Source organism: Bauldia sp. (genome assembly GCA_037200845.1).
Taxonomy (GTDB): domain Bacteria; phylum Pseudomonadota; class Alphaproteobacteria; order Rhizobiales; family Kaistiaceae; genus DASZQY01.
Map to the genome: position 1 here is coordinate 1305946 of JBBCGQ010000001.1, position 16858 is coordinate 1322803.

Annotated in this window: 17 protein-coding genes; 11 read left to right on the forward strand and 6 right to left on the reverse strand. The window is 67.9% G+C overall.

The annotated features are described in order from the left end of the window. The first annotated feature begins 99 nt into the window (after positions 1-99). The 3 genes from gcvH to gcvPB all read left to right on the forward strand — a co-directional run bounded on the left by gcvH (position 100) and on the right by gcvPB (position 3546). Positions 100-477 (forward strand): glycine cleavage system protein GcvH, encoded by a 378-nt coding sequence (gene gcvH / locus WDM94_06260; protein ID MEJ0012227.1) that lies wholly within the window; start codon positions 100-102, stop codon positions 475-477. Between the two features lie 11 nt (positions 478-488). Further along, a complete protein-coding gene (gene gcvPA, locus WDM94_06265) occupies positions 489-1832 on the forward strand; it encodes an aminomethyl-transferring glycine dehydrogenase subunit GcvPA (GenBank protein MEJ0012228.1) in 1344 nt (447 codons plus the stop codon). A 151-nt stretch (positions 1833-1983) separates the two neighbouring features. Further along, positions 1984-3546, forward strand: coding sequence for an aminomethyl-transferring glycine dehydrogenase subunit GcvPB (gcvPB, locus tag WDM94_06270; GenBank protein ID MEJ0012229.1), 1563 nt, complete (start codon positions 1984-1986; stop codon positions 3544-3546). 123 nt (positions 3547-3669) lie between these two features. On the opposite strand, the gene WDM94_06275 is transcribed toward gcvPB, so the two are convergent. After that, positions 3670-4344 (reverse strand): HAD-IA family hydrolase, encoded by a 675-nt coding sequence (locus WDM94_06275; protein ID MEJ0012230.1) that lies wholly within the window; start codon positions 4342-4344, stop codon positions 3670-3672. Between the two features lie 175 nt (positions 4345-4519). Here WDM94_06275 and WDM94_06280 point away from each other — a divergent pair, with 175 nt between their 5' ends. The 3 genes from WDM94_06280 to clpS all read left to right on the forward strand — a co-directional run bounded on the left by WDM94_06280 (position 4520) and on the right by clpS (position 7151). Further along, positions 4520-5626 carry a site-specific DNA-methyltransferase gene (locus tag WDM94_06280; protein ID MEJ0012231.1) on the forward strand — a complete coding sequence of 369 codons (1107 nt, stop codon included), beginning with the start codon at positions 4520-4522 and terminating at the stop codon, positions 5624-5626. A gap of 148 nt (positions 5627-5774) precedes the next feature. Continuing rightward, a complete protein-coding gene (locus WDM94_06285; protein MEJ0012232.1) occupies positions 5775-6671 on the forward strand; it encodes a CehA/McbA family metallohydrolase in 897 nt (298 codons plus the stop codon). Between the two features lie 174 nt (positions 6672-6845). Continuing rightward, positions 6846-7151 (forward strand): ATP-dependent Clp protease adapter ClpS, encoded by a 306-nt coding sequence (gene clpS, locus WDM94_06290; protein MEJ0012233.1) that lies wholly within the window; start codon positions 6846-6848, stop codon positions 7149-7151. A gap of 6 nt (positions 7152-7157) precedes the next feature. On the opposite strand, the gene WDM94_06295 is transcribed toward clpS, so the two are convergent. The 5 genes from WDM94_06295 to WDM94_06315 form a co-directional block, all read right to left on the reverse strand. Continuing rightward, positions 7158-7769, reverse strand: a complete 612-nt coding sequence (locus tag WDM94_06295; GenBank protein MEJ0012234.1) for an HAD family phosphatase — start codon at positions 7767-7769, stop codon at positions 7158-7160. After that, positions 7770-8867 (reverse strand): A/G-specific adenine glycosylase, encoded by a 1098-nt coding sequence (mutY, locus tag WDM94_06300; GenBank protein ID MEJ0012235.1) that lies wholly within the window; start codon positions 8865-8867, stop codon positions 7770-7772. 106 nt (positions 8868-8973) lie between these two features. Then, a complete protein-coding gene (gene smc / locus WDM94_06305) occupies positions 8974-12429 on the reverse strand; it encodes a chromosome segregation protein SMC (protein MEJ0012236.1) in 3456 nt (1151 codons plus the stop codon). A 45-nt stretch (positions 12430-12474) separates the two neighbouring features. Next, positions 12475-13146, reverse strand: coding sequence for a DsbA family protein (locus WDM94_06310; protein ID MEJ0012237.1), 672 nt, complete (start codon positions 13144-13146; stop codon positions 12475-12477). Positions 13147-13474: 328 nt separating this feature from the next. Further along, a complete protein-coding gene (locus WDM94_06315; protein MEJ0012238.1) occupies positions 13475-13978 on the reverse strand; it encodes a DciA family protein in 504 nt (167 codons plus the stop codon). A 201-nt stretch (positions 13979-14179) separates the two neighbouring features. Between WDM94_06315 and WDM94_06320 the strand changes: the two genes are divergently transcribed. From WDM94_06320 to WDM94_06340, 5 genes are read left to right on the forward strand one after another with little or no spacing between them, the layout of a single operon-like run. Next, on the forward strand, positions 14180-14563 hold the full coding sequence (locus WDM94_06320; GenBank protein ID MEJ0012239.1) for an AtpZ/AtpI family protein: 384 nt from the start codon (positions 14180-14182) through the stop codon (positions 14561-14563). An 11-nt stretch (positions 14564-14574) separates the two neighbouring features. After that, positions 14575-15321: a F0F1 ATP synthase subunit A gene (locus tag WDM94_06325; protein ID MEJ0012240.1), complete on the forward strand. Its 747-nt coding sequence runs from the start codon at positions 14575-14577 to the stop codon at positions 15319-15321. 28 nt (positions 15322-15349) lie between these two features. Then, entirely contained in the window at positions 15350-15574 is a 225-nt protein-coding gene (locus tag WDM94_06330; GenBank protein MEJ0012241.1) for a F0F1 ATP synthase subunit C, read from the forward strand. Between the two features lie 35 nt (positions 15575-15609). Then, entirely contained in the window at positions 15610-16206 is a 597-nt protein-coding gene (locus WDM94_06335; GenBank protein ID MEJ0012242.1) for a F0F1 ATP synthase subunit B, read from the forward strand. Between the two features lies 1 nt (position 16207). Further along, positions 16208-16693 carry a F0F1 ATP synthase subunit B gene (locus WDM94_06340; GenBank protein MEJ0012243.1) on the forward strand — a complete coding sequence of 162 codons (486 nt, stop codon included), beginning with the start codon at positions 16208-16210 and terminating at the stop codon, positions 16691-16693. The last annotated feature ends 165 nt before the right edge of the window (positions 16694-16858 follow it).

The following is a 16858-nucleotide window of genomic DNA, read 5'->3' on the forward strand; positions in this document are numbered from 1 at the left end:
CCTTTGTCTTACCTCCCCGTTGCGGGGAGGTCGAAATCGCAAAGCGATTTCGGGTGAGGGTCGGGCTCTTTCCCACGCCATTACTTCGGAGACCGCCGCATGACCACTCGCTACACCCGCGACCACGAATGGATACGCCTGGAAGGCAACACCGCAACGGTCGGCATCAGCGAGTACGCGCAGGAGCAGCTCGGCGACATCGTCTTCGTCGAGCTCCCCGCCGTCGGCAAGAAATTCGCCAAGGGCGACGAGGCCGCGGTCGTCGAGTCGGTGAAGGCCGCGAGCGAAATCTTCTCGCCTGTCGCCGGCGAGGTCACCGAGATCAACGCCGCACTCGCCGACGCGCCGGGCAGCGTCAACACGCATCCCGAAGGCGCGGGCTGGTTCTTCAAGCTGAAGATCGCCGACACGAAGGACTTCGACGCGCTCATGGACGGCGAGGCCTACGCCGCCTTCCTCGAGACCGTCGAGGACTAGGAAAAACGCATATGCGCTACCTGCCGAACACCGACGAAGACCGCGCCGCGATGCTGGCGAAGATCGGCGTCCCGTCGATCGACGATCTGTTCGCCGACATCCCCGCCGCCAGGCGCCTCAAGGGCCTCGTCGATCTGCCGACGACGAAAAGCGAGATCGAGGTCGAGCGCACGCTGGGCAAGATGGCGGCGAAGAACACCGCCGCCGCGAGTGTCCCGTTCTTCGTCGGCGCCGGCGCCTACCGCCACCACGTCCCGGCGAGCGTCGATCACCTGATCCAGCGGTCCGAGTTCCTGACGTCCTACACGCCGTACCAGCCCGAGATCGCGCAGGGCACGCTGCAATACCTGTTCGAGTTCCAGACCCAGGTCGCGAACCTCACCGCGATGGAGGTCGCCAACGCCTCGATGTACGACGGCTCGACCGCGACAGCCGAGGCGGTGCTCATGGCCCACCGCCTGACCAAGCGCCGCAAGGCGGTGCTGTCGGGCGGCCTGCATCCGCAATACCGCAGCGTCGTCGAGACGGTGTCGCGCATGGCCGGCGACGCGATCGTCCCGCTCCCCGCCGATCCCGGCAACACCGAGGACATCCTCGCCTCGATCGACGCCGACACGAGCTGCGTCGTCGTCCAGTCGCCGTCCTTCTACGGCCACCTGATCGACCTCCGCCCGATCGCCGAGAAGGCGCACAGCGTCGGCGCGCTGCTCGTCGCGGTCTTCACCGAGGTGGTGGCGCTGGGCGCCATCGAGCCGCCGGGCGCGCAGGGCGCCGACATCGTCGTCGGCGAGGGCCAGTCGATCGGCAACCCGCTGACCTTCGGCGGCCCCTACGTCGGCCTCTTCGCCACGCGCCAGAAATTCGTCCGCCAGATGCCGGGCCGCCTGTGTGGCGAGACGGTCGACGCCGAAGGCAAGCGCGGCTTCGTGCTGACGCTGTCGACGCGCGAGCAGCACATCCGCCGCGACAAGGCGACCTCCAACATCTGCACCAACTCCGGTCTCTGCGCGCTCGCCTTCACGATCCACATGACGCTGCTCGGCGAACTCGGCCTCTCGCGCCTGGCCGCGCTCAACCACGCCAACGCGGTGGCGCTGGCCGAATCTCTTTCCGAGGTTCCCGGCGTAACCGTCCTCAACGAGGCGTTCTTCAACGAATTCACGATCCGCATCCCCGGCGACGCAGCGATCGTGATCGAGAAACTCGCGGCGAGGGGAGTCCTCGGCGGCGTCCCAGTCTCACGCCTCGAACACGATAACCCGGCGCTCCGCGACCTCATCGTGGTCGCCGCCACGGAGATCAACACCGAAGCTGATCGCGCTGCGTATGCCCAGGCGCTGAAGGAGGTTCTGTGATGGCCCCCTCAGTCGGCTTCGCCGACAGCTCCCCCGTAAACGGGGGAGCACCACAACCGCGCGGGTCCTCCCTCGCGAAGCGCGGGAGGGGGACCGTGCGAAGCACGGTGGAGGGCGCGCACCTCGCCTTGCGTAAACAGGACACGAGCCAATGCTGACCGAAGGCCGCCCGACCCAGCCCACCGCGCCGAACGCCGCGCCCGCCAAAACCTTCACCTCGAACCGCGCCCTCCAGATCGAAGAGCCGCTGCTGTTCGAAATCGGCCGCCGCGACGTCACGGGCGTCGATCTGCCCGAGTCTCCCAAAACTGGATCAAAGCTGGGAGCCTTCGCCCGCAAAACCGCCATTGACCTTCCGGCACTGTCCGAGCCGGAAACGATGCGCCACTACGTCCGCCTCAGCCAGAAGAACTACGCCATCGACGCCGGCATCTATCCGCTGGGTTCCTGCACGATGAAGCACAACCCGCGCCTCAACGAGAAGATGGCGCGGCTTCCCGGTTTCGCCGACATCCACCCGCTGCAGCCGATCTCGACCGTCCCCGGCGCCGTCGAGCTGATTGCCGAGATGGGCCGCTGGCTGCTCGAGCTCACCGGCCTGCACACGGTCGCCGTCAGTCCCAAGGCCGGCGCGCACGGCGAGCTTTGCGGCATGATGGCGATAAAGGCGGCGCTGGAGGCGCGCGGCGATCGGCGCAGCATCGTGCTGGTGCCGGAGTCCGCTCACGGCACCAACCCGGCGACCGCCGCGCTGCTCGGCTACAAGGTCGTCGATGTGCCGGCCCGCGAGGACGGCACCGTCGATCCCGAGGAGGTGAAGAAGCGCTTGTCGCCCGAGGTCGCGGCGATCATGCTGACCAATCCCAATACCTGCGGCCTGTTCGAGCGCGACGTCGCGGCCATCGCCGATGCCGTTCACGCCGCCGGCGCGTTCTTCTACGCCGACGGCGCTAACTTCAACGCCATCGTCGGCAAGGTGAAGCCGGGCGACCTCGGCGTCGATGCGATGCACATCAACCTGCACAAGACCTTCTCGACGCCGCACGGCGGCGGTGGCCCGGGCGCCGGCCCTGTCGTCTTCTCCGCGGCGCTCGCGCCTTACGCGCCGGTGCCTTACGTCCACGTTGCCGCCGGCAAGGCGACGTTCATCGAGACCCGTCGCGAGGAAGGCGCGGAAAAATCCTTCGGCCGCATGACCGCCTTCCACGGCCAGATGGGCATGTTCGTCCGCGCGCTCTCCTACATGCTCGCCCACGGCGCCGACGGCATGAAGCAGGCGTCGGAGGATGCCGTGCTCAACGCCAACTACATCCGCGCCGGCCTCGCCGACGTGATGAGCCAGCCCTTCGGTAACCGCGCCTGCATGCACGAGGCGCTGTTCGACGATCATTTCCTCGACGGCACCGGCGTCACCACGCTCGACTTCGCCAAGGCGATGATCGACGAAGGCTTCCACCCGATGACGATGTATTTCCCGCTGGTCGTCCACGGCGCGCTGCTCATCGAGCCGACCGAATCGGAATCGAAAGCGTCGCTCGATCTGTTCGTCGCCACGCTGCGCGATCTGGTGATGCGGGCGAAGAATGGCGAGGCGGAAGCCTTCCACCAGGCGCCGCAGTTCGCCCCGCGCCGCCGGCTGGATGAGACGCGGGCGGCAAGGTCGCCGAAGCTGAAATGGGAAAGGCCGCAGCCGTATTCCGAGGCTGCGGAATAAACACAACTGTCGTCCCGCGAAGGCGGGGACCCAGTAAACGTTGACGTTGATTGCTCGCACGCGCCGACCGCGTGTACTGGGTTCCCGCCTTCGCGGGAACGACAGAGAGGAGGAGCGGGGCGCCTACTCCATCCCTTCCCAGCTCATCACCGCCTCGGCCACCTTCGCAAACTCCGAAAACCGGTGGATCACCGTCTCCGCTCCGGCCTCGACCAGCAGGTCGGCGTGGCCGAGCCAGGTATGCGCCCCGCCGGTGAAGCCGATGACGCGCGCGCCTGCCGCCTTCGCCGCCGTCACGCCGAACACCGAATCCTCCAGCACGATCATCTCGCGCGGGTTCACGCCGAACGACTTCGCCGCGAACGCGTAGACGTTGGGCGACGGCTTCGGCTGCAGGTCGCCGACCTCCACCGCCGAGAACACGTGCGTGAAGCGATCCGCGAGCCCGACCTTGTTGAGCTCGATCGTCAGCCGCTCGGTCGTCGAATTGGAGCAGATGCAGCGCGGCCCCTCGAGCCGGTAGAGCATCTCCTTCGCGCCCTCGACAATCTTCAGGTCGCGCGCCAGCCGCCGGTCGAGCGCCTCCTTCTGCTTCGGCAGGAAATCGCCCGGCAGCTTCCGGCCGATCTCCTTTTCGACGATGTCGTGGATGGCGACGCTGGTCAGCCCGGCGAAGCGCACCGTCACTTCCTCGGGCGCGATCTTGAAGCCGACCGAGGTCAGCATCTCGGCATCGACCTGCGAGGCGATCACTTCTGAATCGACGAGCACGCCGTCGCAGTCGAACGCATAGAGCATTGGCGGAAAGTTCCTGGCTGGCGCCGGGGGAGGCCGGCGGCGTCTATGTAGACGCGCCGGGCGCCGACGGGAAGGGCGCCCGTTCACCGCCGCTTAACCATGCCTCCTAACCCCGGATTCACCTTGTTCCGTCAGGCTCCGCGCTTCGTTCGGGTTGCGTTTGCGGGGCGTATCCATGGGTCGGTTGGCGCGGAAAGAGGCGGGCAGTGCGGCCCATCTCGACACCATCCTCAAGGGCGACTGCATCGCCGAGATGGCGAAGCTGCCGGCGGCAAGCGTCGATCTCGTCTTTGCCGATCCGCCCTACAATCTTCAGCTCGAAGGCAAGCTGAACCGCCCGGACCAGTCCGAGGTCGATGCGGTCACCGACGACTGGGACAAGTTCGCGTCCTTCTCCGCCTACGATGACTTCACCCGCGCCTGGCTGCTCGCCGCCCGCCGCGTGCTGAAGCCGAACGGCACCCTCTGGGTCATCGGCTCGTATCACAACATCTTCCGCGTCGGCACTGCGCTGCAGGATCTCGGCTTCTGGATCCTCAACGACATCGTCTGGCGCAAGACCAACCCGATGCCAAATTTCCGCGGCCGCAGATTCACCAACGCCCACGAGACGATGATCTGGGCGAGTCGCGATCCCGAGGGCAAGGGCTACACCTTCAACTACGATGCGCTGAAGGCCGCCAACGACGAGCTGCAGATGCGCTCCGACTGGCTGTTCCCGATCTGCACCGGCAACGAGCGGCTGAAGGGCGGGGAGGGGCGCAAGGTCCATCCGACACAGAAGCCGGAGGCACTGCTCCACCGCATCCTGCTCGCCTCGTCGAAGCCCGGCGACGTCATCCTCGATCCGTTCTTCGGCACCGGCACCACCGGCGCGGTGGCGAAGCGCCTCGGCCGCCACTTCATCGGCATCGAGCGCGAGGACGTCTACATCGAAGCTGCGACGCGCCGCATCGCTGCCGTCACGCCGAGCTCCGACGCGGCCATCGAAATCTCGGCCGGCAAACGCGGCGAGCCCCGTGTCGCCTTCGGCACGCTGGTCGAGACCGGCCTCATCGCCCCGGGCGCGATCCTCACCGACTCCAGCGCCAGCCACCGCGCCGAAGTCCGCGCCGACGGGACTCTCCGCGCCGGCGATCACGTCGGCTCCATCCACCGCGTCGGTGCGCTGGTCCAGGGGCTGGAAGCCTGCAACGGCTGGACCTACTGGCACTACGCCAACGCCCCGATCGACGCGTTGCGCACGATCGCGAGACGCGACATGGCGGCGGCGGGCGCCTGACGGAACTCCGCTTGAGCCCTCCCCTTGTGGGAGGGCCAAAACCGCATCGCGGTTTTGGGGGAGGGGTGTCTCCCGGCAGAGGCCGAACCGTAAGTTCACGGGCTTTCCGTCATCGCTCCGCCACAGGAATCGCGTTAAGACCGCGCGCATGGGCACAGCCGCATTCGCATCCCCCGGCCGCTTCTACCGCGGCAACATCCACACCCACTCCACCCGCTCCGACGGTGCGTTCGAGCCGGAGGAAGTCTGCCGCCTCTATCGCGACTCCGGCTACGATTTTCTCTGCCTGTCGGATCACTTCGTGCCCAAGTACGGCTTCCCGATCGTCGATACGATGCCCTTCCGCACCAACAGCTTCACGACGATCCTTGGCGCCGAGATCCATGCGCCGGCGAACAGCCACGGCGAGGTCTGGCACATCCTCGCCGCCGGCCTGCCGGCCGATTTCGGGCACACCGCGGCGGACGAATCCGGCGTGGCGCTCGCCGCGCGCGCCCGTGCCGCCGGCGCCTTCGTCGGCATCGCGCATCCGGCGTGGTCCGGCCTCACCATCGAGGACGGCCGCGCCATGGCCGGAGCCGCGCATGCGGTGGAAATTTTCAACAACACCTGCCTGCTCGAATCTGGCCGCGGTGACGGCGCCTATCTGCTCGACCAGTTGCTCGACGAGGGCCGCCGCCTGACCGCCTATGCCGCCGACGACGCGCATTTCAAATACGACGACGGCTTCGGCGGCTGGATGATGGTCAAGGCCGAGGCGAACGAGCCCGAGGCCCTGCTCGACGCGATGAAGGCCGGCCTGTTCTATTCGAGCCAGGGCCCCGAGATCCGCGACTTCGCCATCGAGGGCGGCGAGGCGCACATCGCCTGCTCGCCCGCCGCCAACGTCGCGCTGGTCGGCCGCGGCACGCGCGTCGCCCACAAGATCGGCCGCCAGCAGACCGGCGCGGTCTTGCCGATCGAAAAATTCGCCGGCGACTGGTTCCGCCTGGTGGTCACCGACGCCGCCGGCAAATCGGCGTGGTCGAATCCGGTGTGGCTGTAGGTTTGCGTCGGGACTGGCGACCAAACTCCGTCATGCCCGGGCGTGTCCCGGGCATCCACGACCTATCTTGACGCGACGGTAGACGTGGATGGCCGGGACAAGCCGGCCATGACGGAAATAGAGAAGCCGGAAAATCGCCTTGCGCCGCCATGCGGGAGCGCTATTTCTGCCGCCATGCCCGAGATCGACACCAAGCTCCGCACCAAGGTCGAGATCAAGGTGGAGCGCCCGAAGCTCCACAAGGTCATCCTGATCAACGACGACTACACGCCGCGCGAGTTCGTGGTCGTCGTGCTGAAGGCAGTGTTCCGCACAAGCGAGGACCAGGCCCACCGCATCATGATCACCGCCCACCAAAAGGGCGCTTGCGTCGTCGCCGTCTTTACCAAGGATGTCGCCGAGACCAAGGCAACGGAGGCGATCGACCTCGCCAAGGAAGCCGGCTTCCCGCTCATGTTCACGACCGAGCCGGAGGAGTAGCCGAGGCTACGGCGCCACCCCGTACCGGCGCAGGTCCGACATCAGCGTATCGGTCGAAACATAAACCTCCGCCTGCCAGCCGCGCGCCCGCGCGCCATCGACGTTCAGCGGATTGTCGTCGAAGAACAGCGTCGCGCCCGGCGTCAGCCCGAAGGTGCGCGCATGCAGGTCGTAGATCTCCGCATCCGGCTTGATCAGCCCGACGCGCCCCGAGACCGTGATGCCGCGAAACCGCTGCAGGATGGGAAACTTCGCCTCGGCCTCGGCGAACGTGTCCGGCGCCCAGTTGGTCAGCGCCGTGACGTCGAGCCCGCGCTCGATCAGGTCCTCGACGATCGCGATATTGGCGTCGAGCGGCCCGGGGATCATCTCCCACCAGTTGGCGCGGAAGGCTCGGATGAGATCGGCGTGGTGCGGATGTTTCGCGATCAGCGCCGCCTCCGCATCGCCCCACGTGCGGCCGCGGTCCTGCTCGAGGTTCCAGTTGTGGATGGCGGTGTCGGCGAAAAATTTCCGCCGCGATTCCTCGTCGGGCACCAGCCGCCGGTACGGCGCCTCCATGTCGTAGGCGATCAGCACCTGCCCAAGATCGAAAACGATATGCTTGATGTCGCTCACTCACGCCGCCCGCTTTGCCTTCTTCGTGGCGCCGGGAAGCGCCGCCTCGATCGCCTTCTTCATGACGCTCGGCAGCGCCTCGCCGGGAAGCGAGGCGGGCGCCGACCACCAGAAGCCTGGGGGCACTTTCGCCACGCCGACATGACGCGCGCAATACACGGATAATTCCAGCCGGAAATGCGTGAAGACGTGCACGACCGGGCCTGCCGTCCGCCAGTCGGCAGGGAAGGGCGCGTCCGCCACCGACCCTGCCTCCTCGCCCCACGCCGATCCGGGCACCTCGGTCATCCCGCCGAGCAATCCGGCGTCGGCGCGTGTCCTCAGCAACACCGCGCCATCCTCGCGCACCGCGACAAACGCCGCCCCGCGCCGGAGGGGGCGCTCCGCCTTCTCGCCGCGCACCGGATAGTCTTCCTGCCGCCCCTCCGCGAATGCCGCGCAATCTGCGTTGATCGGGCAGAGCACGCACGCCGGCTTCTTCGGCGTGCAGATCGCGGAGCCGAGATCCATCATCGCCTGCGCATAGTCGCCGGCCCGCACCTTGGGCGTCAGTTCCGCCTGCCGCGCCCGGATCGTCTTCTTCGCCGCCGGTAGCGGCTCGCGTATCGCATAGAGCCGCGCCACCACCCGTTCGACATTAGCGTCAACAACGGCCGCCGGAATGTCGAACGCGATCGCGCCGATCGCCGCGGCCGTGTACTCGCCAATCCCCGGGAGCGCGCGCAGTCCCTCGATGGTGTCCGGGAAGACGCCGCCGTGCTCCCGCGCCACGACCTCGGCGCACGCCTTGAGGTTCCGCGCCCGCGCGTAGTACCCAAGCCCCGCCCACGCCTTCAGCACATCGTCGCGCGAGGCCGCGGCAAGGTTGCCAACCGTCGGCCAGCGCGAAACGAAATCGTCGAAATACGGCTTCACCGTCGTGACGCCGGTCTGCTGCAGCATCACTTCGGACAGCCACACGCGATACGGATCGGGCTTGATCCCGCGCGCCCGCGCCTTCGGTGAGATGCGCCACGGCAACGTGCGCGCGTGCCGGTCGTACCAAGCGAGGAGTCGCCCAGCCACACCGCTGTCGTCCTCGCGAAGGCGGGGACCCAGTACACGCGGAGAGTTCAATGCTGCGCCGTCGGTAGTTACTGGATTCCCGCCTGCGCGGGAATGACGGCGAGGGAGGGGCGAGGCCGCCGGATCACCGCGCGCCACCCTATCCCGCTTCGCGGAAGCGCTCGGCCGTTTCAAGGTCCACCGAGACCAACTGCGACACCCCGCGCTCCGCCATCGTCACGCCGAACAGGCGGTTCATCCGCGCCATGGTGATCGGGTTGTGCGTGATCGTGATGAAGCGCGTGTCGGTCGTGCGCGCCATCTCCTCGAGCAGGTTGCAGAAGCGCACGACGTTGGCGTCGTCGAGCGGCGCGTCGACTTCGTCGAGCACGCAGATCGGCGCCGGGTTGGTAAGGAACACCGCGAAGATCAGCGACAGCGCCGTCAGCGCCTGCTCGCCGCCCGAAAGCAGCGTCATGATCTGCGGCTTCTTGCCCGGCGGTCGCGCCACGATCTCCAGCCCGGCCTCGAGCGGATCGTCGCTGTCGGTGAGCTGCAGCTCCGCCTGCCCGCCGCCGAAGAGATGCGTGAACAGCCGCTTGAAGTGCGCGTTCACCGTCTCGAACGCCGCGATCAGCCGCTCGCGGCCCTCGCGGTTGAGCGAGCCGATGCCCTGCCTGAGCCGCGCGATCGCCTCGACCAGATCGTTGCGCTCGCCGACCAGCGCATCGCGCCGTGCCGCGATCTCGCGCGCTTCCTCGTCGGCACGAAGATTGACTGCGCCGAGCCGCTCGCGCTCCTGCTTGTGCCGCTCCAGCCGCGCCTCGATCTCGGCGAGGTCGGGGTGCGGCGCATTGGCATCCAGCTCCGCCACCGCCGCCGCTTCTTCCGGCGCGCAGTCGAGCGCCTCGCGGATGCGTTCCTCGGCTTCGCTCAGCCGCTGCCGCGCCGCCACGACGCGCTCCTCGGAACGGCCGCGGAGTTCCCGCGCCTCGGCATGTCGGTCAAGCGCCAGCCGCGCCGCCTTGTCGGCATCGGCGAGCGCCTTGTCGCCGACTGCGAGCTTGTCCGCCGCATCGGCACGCTTGGCATCGGCGATCACGATCTCCGACAGCAGCGCCGACCGTTTGGCGGCGATCTTCTCCGGCTCGCCGGCGAGCTTCTCGCGTTCGGCCGCCGATTCATCGCGCCGCGTCGATAGCGTCGCGATGTGCGTTTGGGCGTTGGCGACCCGCTGCCGCCAATCCTGCCGCTCCGCCGCGATCGCGCCCAGCCGCTTGGCCCGGAGTGCGGCTTCGCGCGCCATGCCCTCGTGCGCCGCCCGCGCTTCCGCCGCGCCGCCGCGGTCGCCTTCGACGCGCGTCCGCTGCGCCGCCATCTCGTTTGCCAGAATCTCGATGCCACTCATCGCCGCGAGTGCCGTCCGCGCTGCATTCGCCGCGGCGTCCGTCTCGCCGACGTCGGCATTGATGCGCGCCGCGGCAGCATCGAGTGCGGTGCGCCGCGCCGCCGTCCGGTTCTCCTCGCGCTCGGCCGCGACCAGCGCCGTCTGCGCCTCGTCGAGCGCCTTTCGCGCCAGCCGCAGCGTCTCGCGTGCCGCGCGGTCGGCGTCCGTCGCCGCGGTCACCGCCGCGTCCGCCGCCGCCAATTCGCCGCGCAGCCCGGCGGCCTTCTCCCGCTCCGGTGCGAGAGACGCATCGAGCGTCGCCAGCCGGTTGCGCCGCGCCAGCCGCTGCGCCGCCGAACGCGGCGCGTCGGCCGTGGAGACGTAGCCGTCCCAGCGCCACAGGTCGCCCTCGACGCTGACCAGCCGCTGCCCCGGCCGCAACTGCGATTGCTTCGCCACCCCGTCCGCCCGCGCCACGATTCCCGTCTGCGCCAGGCGCCGGTGCAATACGTCCGGTGTCCGCACATGCCGCGCCAGCGGCACCGCGCCGTTGGGCAGCGTCGCGTCGTCGTTCCCGTACGATACTTCGCGCCAATGCGCCGCGGCCGCGTCGTCGGCGGGAGCCGAAAGATCGTCGCCGAACGCAGCGGCGAGCGCCGCCTCGTAGCCCTGATCGACGCTGATCGCATCGACCACCGGCGCCTTGCCGTCGCCGTCGGAGGCGAGCACTGCGGCGAGCGTCGCCGCCTCGGTCTCGATGCGCTCCAGCGCGCGCTCGGCCTCGGTCAGCGCCGCTCGCGCGCCGGTCGCCGCGTCGCGTGCCGCTACCAGCTTCTGGTCCGCCGCCGCAGTTGCCGCGTCGCGCCGGTCGCGTTCGGCGTTCGCCTCGGCCACCGCCGCCCGCGCCGCCGCCGTCACCGCGGCGACATCGCCAAGCTTCGCCAGCGTGGCGAGTTCCGCCGTGACCGAGGCCAGCTCCGCCGCCAGACGCGCGCCGCGCGCTTCCGCATCGGCGATCGTCTTCTCGTGCTGGCTGCGGTTTGCGGTCACCATCGCGTGCTGCTGCGTCAGATCCGCCAGCACCGCCTCGCTTTCGGCGAGTCCAACTTCCGCCGCCTGCCGCCGCGCGGCCGCTTCCGCCTGCCGCGAGGCCGAGGCAGCGTCGAGCGCCGTCAGTCCGTGTTCCTCTTCGTCGAGCCGCGCCAGGATCGCGGTGTTGTCCGCGACCATGCGCTCCTCGCGCTCTATGTCGTCGCCGAGCTGCTTGAGGCGCCGGTCGAGTTCATCGAGCCGCGCCGTGATGCGTTGCTCCTCCTGATCGAGCGTCTCGCCGGCAAGCTTCAGTCGCTGCAGCGCCGCGCCCGCCCGCGCCGCCGCATCGCGTAGCTCTGGCAGAGCCGCCGCGGCTTCCGCCTGCACGCGCGCCGTCACCGCCTGCTCCTCGCCGCGCATCGTCGCTGCCGTCACCGCCTCGCCGAGCTGCGTCTCCGCATCGCCGACGGCGGCCGTCGCGCCCTGCCAGCGCAAGTGCAGCACCGTCGCCTCGGCCCTCCGGATTTCCGTGGTGAGGTTGCGGTAGCGCGTCGCCTGGCGCGCCTGCCGCTTCAGCGTGTCGACCTGCTGCTCGATCTCGGCGATGACGTCGTCGACGCGCGCCAGGTTCTGCTCGGCCGCGCGCAGGCGTAGTTCCGCCTCGTGCCGGCGGTTATGCAAACCCGAGATGCCGGCGGCTTCTTCCAGCAGCGCGCGCCGGTCGACCGGCTTCGCCGCGATCAGCTCGCCGATCTTGCCTTGCCCGACGATCGCCGGCGAATGCGCGCCGGTCGAAGCATCGGCGAACAGCAACTGCACGTCGCGCGCCCGCACATCGCGTCCGTTGATACGATAGACAGAGCCCGCCTCGCGCTCGATCCGCCGTGTGATCTCGATCTGCTCGGAATCGTTGAAGGCGACCGGCGCCGTGCGGTCGGAATTGTCGACCGCCAACGATACCTCGGCCGTATTGCGGGCAGGGCGGTTGAGGCTGCCCTGGAAAATGACGTCGTCCATGCCGGAGGCGCGCATGGCCTTGTATGAGCTTTCGCCCATCACCCAGCGCAGCGCCTCGACGAGATTCGACTTGCCGCAGCCGTTCGGCCCAACGACGCCGGTCAGGCCCGGTTCGATGACGAATTCGGTCGGCTCGACGAACGACTTGAAGCCGAGGACGCGTAGACGCGTGAATTTCAAGCGGCAGCCCCTGTCATAAAGTCAGCGGCTGCCGCGTTGCGATGGTCAGCCGCCGAGCGCGGTGTCGAGATCTGCGAGCGTCTGTTCACCGGTCAGCTTCTTGCCGTTGACGAAAAAGGTCGGTGTCGAGCCGACGCCGAATTCGTTTTCCGCGCGGTCGTGCACCGCCTGCACTCCGTCGGCAAGCTGCTGATTCGTCAAGCACGCGTTGAACGACTCCTGGGTGAAACCCGCCTGCTTGACGAGATTGAGCAGCGCGTTCGCCGGGTCGTTGACGAAGGCCCATTCGTCCTGGTGGTCGAACATCAGGTCGACGAGCGGGAAGAAGCGCTCCTTCGGCGCGCAATGCGCGATCACGATGGCCGCCTTGGCGAGCGGATCGAGCGGGAAGTCGCGGAAGATGAAATAGACCTTGCCGGTGTCGATGTATTTCGCCTTGAACGGACGATAGACCTCGGCGTGGAAGCGCTGGCAGTGCGAGCACGTCATCGAGGCATATTCGATGACGACGTTCGGCGCCTTCGGATCGCCGAGCGTCATGTCGCCGAGCGGCCCGGGCTGCATCAGCGCGCCGCCGGCAACCGTGGGCGCAGCGTCGGCCGCCGTCGCATCGAGCGCGACCGTGTTCTGGCGGCCGGCGAAATACCAGATCGCCGCAGCGGCGATGACCACGACAACGGCGACGATGCCGAGCAGTGCGCGAGAATTGAACTTCACGGATGTTTCCTCAAAGGATCGGAGCCGCCACGAATACAAGGGATTCTGCCGTAAGTCCCGTGCCGTGCACAGTCAATGTGGCGTTACTGCGCCAGTGAGACCAACCCTCCCCTTGCGGGAGGGTCAAAACCGCGAAGCGGTTTTGCGGAGGGGCCGCGCTCCTGCAATGAACGCCGGAACCCCACCCACCGCGCTTACGCGCGGCCCCCTCCCCGAAATGGGGAGGGATAAGCGGAGCTCCGTCCAGGCGGCATACTCCATCCCTCCCCGTTTCCGGGGAGGGGGGACCATGCGAAGCATGGTGGGTGGGGCTCGTCTCCACAAACTCCTACCGCGCTTTGTCGCGCAAAACTCCGCGCCCCAGCCGCCCGAGCGCCTCGCGCAGCCGGTCGCTGCCGACGCCGGAAACCGCAGCCTCGACCCGCGCCGCCTCCGCCGGATCGACCGCCTTCGGCACTACCGCCGCGGGCGGCACACCGCTGCTCACCGGCGCCTGGATGATCCTGAGATGCCCGATCGCCCCGTACCCCAGAAAAGCATTGACGCGCTCGATGATCTGCCCGGCCTCGTGCTGGACGAAGATGGCCCGCGGCCCGTCGACGCGCAGCACCAGCAGGGCAGGGGCGCCCTCCATGTCCTCGCCCTTCGGCCACAGGATCTTCTCCGGCCGCGAGCAGTCGGCATAGCGCGGGCCGACGATCTGCGGCCACGCCGCGATCAGGTCGGTGGTCGCGAACCCGCGCCGCTTGGTCACCGGGTCGATGACCTTGCCGACCAGCTCGGCGATCGAGATCGCGCCGCGACGGCGGTTGGGTTGCTGGGATTCGGCCATGCCTTCTTCTCGCACGGCAGCATGAGGCGGGGAAAGCGCCACTAGCGGGGCGGGAAGGCAGGCCGAAATACAAGCAAGATCAACAAGGTAAGCCTTATTGTCCCTTCCTTGACACTCCCGGAACCCACAACTAATGTGCGCCGCGCTTTGGTTGGGACGGGCGGATTCTCTGGGGTTTCCTCTCTTCAAGCGGAGCGTGGGATGATTGGTCGCGACGGCAAGCCGGACGACCGTCCCGCGGGTCAATCTGCCGAAGAGCGTGCGCTTTCCGACAGGATGCGTGATCTCGAACGGCGGCTTGACGAAAGTCATGCGGCGCGCGCGGCGAATGAGCGCTCGCCGCTGGAGCCGCCGCGTCAGGGTTATGGCCTGGCGATGCGGCTCGGGGCCGATTTCGTTGCCGGCATCGTCGTCGGCGCCGCGATCGGGTGGGGCATCGACCGGCTGTTCGGCACGTCGCCCTGGGGTCTGATTGTTTTTCTGCTTCTGGGTTTCGTCGCCGGAATCCTGAGCGTGTTGCGGTCGGCGGGGTTGGTCAAACAGGGTCCTTCGGGCGCTGACGACATCCCCGGCACAAAAAGGTAGCGGGACGAGCATTGGCCTATAACCCGATCCATCAGTTCGTCATCGAGCCGATCGTCCCGATTCACATCGGCGGCTACGATTTCTCCTTCACCAATTCCTCGCTGTTCATGGTGCTGACGGTGCTCGGCGCCGCCGCCTTCCTGCTGATCCCGACCAGCCCGCGCAAGGTCGTCCCCGGCCGCTGGCAGTCCGCCGCCGAGCTCACCTACGAGTTCGTGGAAAAAACGCTGCGGGATTCCGCCGGCTCCGGCGGCATGAAATTCTTCCCGTTCGTCTTCACGCTGTTCATGTTCATCCTGGTGGCGAACCTGTGGGGCATGTTCCCCTACTTCTTCACCGTCACCTCGCACATCATCGTCACCGCCGCGCTCGCCATCGCCGTCATCCTGACGGTCATCGTCTACGGCTTCGCCAAGAACGGCCTGCGCTTCTTCAAGCTGTTCGTGCCAAGCGGCGTGCCCAAGGTCATCCTGCCGTTCATCGTGGTGATCGAGGTGCTGTCGTTCATCTCGCGGCCGATCAGCCTGTCGATCCGCCTCTTCGCCAACATGCTCGCCGGCCACATCACGCTGAAGGTCTTCGCCGGCTTCGTGACGCTGCTGGGCACTGCCGGCTTCCTCGCGCCGCTTGCGATCCTGCCGCTGCTCGGCACCATCGCGCTCACCGCGCTGGAGTTCCTGGTCGCGGCGCTGCAGGCTTATGTGTTCGCCATCCTGACCAGCCTTTATCTCAACGACGCCCTCCACCCGGGCCACTAGTTTCTTTTCAAACCGGAGCACTACGATCATGGAAGCGGAAGCAGCAAAGTTCCTCGGCGCCGGCATCGCCTGCATCGGCATGGGCACGGCCGGCATCGGCCTCGGCCACATCTTCGGCAACTACCTTGCCGGCGCGATCCGCAATCCGGCCGCCGCCGACGGCCAGTTCGGCCGCCTGATCTTCGGCTTCGCCGTTACCGAAGCTCTGGGCATCTTCTCGCTGCTCGTCGCGCTCATCCTGCTCTTCACCTGAGCCGGACTTGGAACGGGACGGATGGGAAGTAGCAGATGGCTGCTGAGTACCTGATCGCACAGGCAACCGAGGCGGTGCCGGCTCCGGCCGATACCGCGACCGGCACGGCCGTCGAGCATCCGGCGGCGGAGCACGAGGTGTTCCCGCCGTTCGATTCCTCGACGTTCGCCTCGCAGCTTCTGTGGCTGGCGATCACCTTCGTCGCCCTCTACTTCCTGCTCGCCCGCGTCGCCATCCCGCAGATCGGCGGCATCCTGACCGATCGCGCCAGGCGTATCGCCGGCGACATCGAGAAGGCGCAGCAGGCGAAGGCAACGTCGGAAGCCGCCGTCGCCGCCTACGAGAAGGCGCTGGCCGCCGCCCGCGCCAACGCCAACACGATCGCCGAAGGCGCCCGCAACGAGTCCAAGACGGCCGCCAACGCCGAGCGCGCCGTCATCGAGGCCGACCTCGCCAAGAAGCTCGCGGCCGCCGAGGCCAACATCGCCGGCATCAAGCAGCGCGCGCTGTCGGAAGTCGGCGCCATCGCCGGCGAAGCGACGACCGCGATCGTCAAGGCGCTGATCGACGCCGACGCCCCCAAGGCCGACGTCGACGCCGCGGTCGCCGATGCCATGAAGGCAGGAGCCTGAGATGGAATTCGACGCCCCGTTCTGGGCCCTCGTCTCGCTGGTCCTGTTTTTCGCCGTCGTCATCTACATGAAGGTGCCGCGCACCATCGCCGGCAGCCTCGACAAGCGCGCCGACGCGATCAGCAACGAGCTCGAGCAGGCGAAGAAGCTGCGCACCGAGGCAGAGGCGCTGCTGGTCGAATACCAGCGCAAGGCCAAGGCCGCGGAAGCCGAAGCCGGCGAGATCATCGAGCAGGCGAAGCGCGAGGCCGCCGCGCTGTCCTCGGAAGCCCGCAAGCGCACCGAGGAATACGTCGCCAGCCGCACCAAGCTGGCCGAACAGAAGATCGCCCAGGCCGAGGCGCAGGCGGTGCAGGAAGTCCGCGCCCTCTCCGCCGAGGTCGCGGTGGCCGCCGCCGAAAAGATCCTTGCCGCCCGCGTCCGCGGCAGTGCTGGCGACTCGCTGATCGCGCGGTCGATCGGCGACGTGAAGTCGAAGCTGAACTAGCGCCGCTTCGCGCGACTGCTCTCCCTCTCTCCGTCATGGCCGGGCGTGACCCGGCCATCCCCACGCCGTCCCGCCGCAGCCACTCTCGGCGTTAAGCGATGCTTCGCAGTAATGGCATGGATCACCCGGTCAAGCCGGGTGATGACGATTGAGCGAGTGTGATTG

What these genes read in the sequence shown, in the direction of transcription:
- gcvH (MEJ0012227.1), top strand. Translation starts at nt 100, where the DNA reads ATGACCACTCGCTACACCCGCGACCACGAATGGATACGCCTGGAAGGC.
- gcvPA (MEJ0012228.1), top strand. Translation starts at nt 489, where the DNA reads ATGCGCTACCTGCCGAACACCGACGAAGACCGCGCCGCGATGCTGGCG.
- gcvPB (MEJ0012229.1), top strand. Translation starts at nt 1,984, where the DNA reads ATGCTGACCGAAGGCCGCCCGACCCAGCCCACCGCGCCGAACGCCGCG.
- WDM94_06275 (MEJ0012230.1), bottom strand. Translation starts at nt 4,344, where the DNA reads ATGCTCTATGCGTTCGACTGCGACGGCGTGCTCGTCGATTCAGAAGTG.
- WDM94_06280 (MEJ0012231.1), top strand. Translation starts at nt 4,520, where the DNA reads ATGGGTCGGTTGGCGCGGAAAGAGGCGGGCAGTGCGGCCCATCTCGAC.
- WDM94_06285 (MEJ0012232.1), top strand. Translation starts at nt 5,775, where the DNA reads ATGGGCACAGCCGCATTCGCATCCCCCGGCCGCTTCTACCGCGGCAAC.
- clpS (MEJ0012233.1), top strand. Translation starts at nt 6,846, where the DNA reads ATGCCCGAGATCGACACCAAGCTCCGCACCAAGGTCGAGATCAAGGTG.
- WDM94_06315 (MEJ0012238.1), bottom strand. Translation starts at nt 13,978, where the DNA reads ATGGCCGAATCCCAGCAACCCAACCGCCGTCGCGGCGCGATCTCGATC.
- WDM94_06320 (MEJ0012239.1), top strand. Translation starts at nt 14,180, where the DNA reads ATGATTGGTCGCGACGGCAAGCCGGACGACCGTCCCGCGGGTCAATCT.
- WDM94_06330 (MEJ0012241.1), top strand. Translation starts at nt 15,350, where the DNA reads ATGGAAGCGGAAGCAGCAAAGTTCCTCGGCGCCGGCATCGCCTGCATC.
- WDM94_06335 (MEJ0012242.1), top strand. Translation starts at nt 15,610, where the DNA reads ATGGCTGCTGAGTACCTGATCGCACAGGCAACCGAGGCGGTGCCGGCT.
- WDM94_06340 (MEJ0012243.1), top strand. Translation starts at nt 16,208, where the DNA reads ATGGAATTCGACGCCCCGTTCTGGGCCCTCGTCTCGCTGGTCCTGTTT.